The sequence below is a fragment of the Aquimarina mytili genome (genome assembly GCF_016735115.1).
GTDB classification, from domain to species: Bacteria; Bacteroidota; Bacteroidia; order Flavobacteriales; family Flavobacteriaceae; genus Aquimarina; species Aquimarina mytili.
On the sequence record NZ_JAERQJ010000025.1, the window covers coordinates 1 to 2,475 of the forward strand.

General features: G+C 32.0%; 2 protein-coding genes. Both read right to left on the reverse strand.

Features of this window, described 5'->3' with window-relative positions; genetic code table 11:
- Positions 1–1,646 (reverse strand): condensation domain-containing protein (locus JJQ60_RS21840; protein ID WP_236669197.1); only part of this gene is annotated, 1,646 nt, incomplete at its 3' end.
- A 236-nt stretch (positions 1,647–1,882) separates the two neighbouring features.
- A partial coding sequence (locus JJQ60_RS21845; protein WP_236669198.1) for a phosphopantetheine-binding protein occupies positions 1,883–2,475 on the reverse strand: 593 nt, incomplete at its 5' end.

Consider the following 2,475-nt stretch of genomic DNA (forward strand, 5'->3'; position numbering starts at 1 on the left):
CTAGAAAGATCTCCATATGTTAACGTATCATCTCTATGTACAACAGCAATACGGTCTGGGCTTTGACTAACCTGAGCATCAAAAATGTCTAAAACAGAATCATATTCTGGAAAAGTAACTCCAGTAGCATTGAAACCTTCGGTAAGTCTGAAACGTTCCTCTTCTGATAAAATATCAATCTCGGACAAACGAATGTCGGGATTCTCAATAATAGTTGCTACTATTCTTTTATAATAGGTTATAAATCTATGTATAGTTTCTTCAGTAAATAAATCTACAGAATACGCTAACTTGCAAGTAAATTGGTCATTTTTTTCTGTAGCTACTAAGCTCAAATCAAACTTAGACACCTTATCTTCTTTTTCATACGCAGATAATTTAAGACCAGGGATATCAACCTCTTCTTCGATAAAATTTTGGTAAGAAAACATCACATCAAATAACGGGTTACGACTGGTATCACGTTCAACTTTTAATTCCTCTATGAGTGATTCATATTGATATGATTGATTATGAATACATGCTAATGTATTTGTTTTTACCTGTGCCAAAAACTCTTTGAAAGTCGCATCTTTTTTAATACGATTTCTTAAAGGAAGGGTATTTACAAACATCCCAATCATACCACTAAGATCTTCATGTTCTCTTCCTGCTACAGGAGTACCAATCACAATATCTTCTTGATTTGTAAGCTTATATAGTAAAATATAATACCCGGAGAGAAGAGTCATAAAATCTGTACTTCCGGATTCTTCGCTAATTGATTTTAGTTTCTTTGCTTGTTTTTCGTCGATACCAAAACTAGCCGTGCCACCCTGATGCCCTTTAATATTGGGTCTCCTAAAATCTGTAGGAAGGTTAATAGGTTGAACTTCGTCTTTATATAAATTCAACCAAAACTCCTTTTGCTCAGAAATTTCTGATTGCCTACTGTTTTGTTGTTGCCATTCTGCATAATCTTTATACTGAAGCGACAATGGTGCTAAGGTTTCTCCTGTATACAGAGCCATAAACTCTTTTACTAATATACTATCTGAAACACCATCAGTGATAATATGATGCATATCCAATATCAAAACATGCTTTTCTTGTTCTAATTGAATGACTCCAATTCTAATTAGTGGACCATTGTTCAAATCAAATGGGCGAATAAATTTTTGAACAATATTGGGTACCTCTGACGGTAATGAATTAAAAAATTCTATATCTATTTCTTGAGTCTCAAGTATTTTCTGAACAGGTTTTTCGTCTATGACTTTAAAAATAGTTCTTAAACTTTCATGACGATTTATCAATTTATTAAATACTTCTTTCACAAGATCTGCATTCAAATCTCCATCTAAACAAACGACTTGTGGGGTATTATAATTTACAGAAGTTTTATTATACTCATACAAAAAATACATACGTTTTTGCGCAGAAGACAATGTATAATATTCTTTCTCTGGAGCTTTTTCTATTACCTTATAATTGGTTTTAAAAGACTGAGTGCTTTGAATAAATTTGATGAGTTCAGTCTTGTTATTTTTTATTTCTTCTACGATTTCTTGGGCATCCAAATATTTAGGTATGTCCAGCTTTAGAGATCCATTAACTAATTGTATTCCAATTTTATTTTTCCTTAGTTTTAATAATAAATTTTCCATGTTGATTTAAGTTCTTAAAATTATTTTCTGTGCCATTTAAGTATATAAGAAATTCAATATCAAATACGTATAAGACTATTCACAATCCTCGAATCCATAATTACATTCAAGTTTTTGTATACTTTGTTAAGTGAATACTATCTGATTTTATGATGTACAATGCTTTATCTATAATTGGAGGTATCATAGATAAATGCTTTTGTATGGTATGGTTTGACTAGATTATTTGAGACCTGCTAGATGATAACTTCTTTGATCATCTCTCGTTCAAGTTCGGTTGTATTATCTTTAGACAACCACTCATTAATATCAATAAATTCGGCCTGTTGTTTAATGGTTGGATTTTCAAATATTTTTTCCAAAGGAAAGGATACATTAAACTCTTTGGCTATTTTATTAATTAGGACAATAGCTTTTAAAGAGTGACCTCCCAGTTCAAAAAAGCTTCTATTCGTTCCTATTGAAGTTATTTTGAGATTTAGGGTGTCGGACCAGATGTTCTCTAATAATTTTTCTGTTGTACTAACCGATGCTACATATTCATTTTCAATTTTTATCTCTGGTTGTGGTAGCTTCTTTTTATCTATTTTCCCACTTGAATTACATGGAATAGTGCTTAAGTGCACATAATAATTCGGAATCATATAGTCGGGTAACTTATCGGATAAATAACCCTTCAAATCTTTGCCATCTAACTCCTCTGAAGCTGTATAGTAACACACTAAATACTGATCTCCTTCTTTCTCATTAACTGTCAATATCGCCTCATCCAAATCCGTAAACCCGCGTAACTGATTCTCGATCTCTCCTAACTCTATCCTAAAGCCTC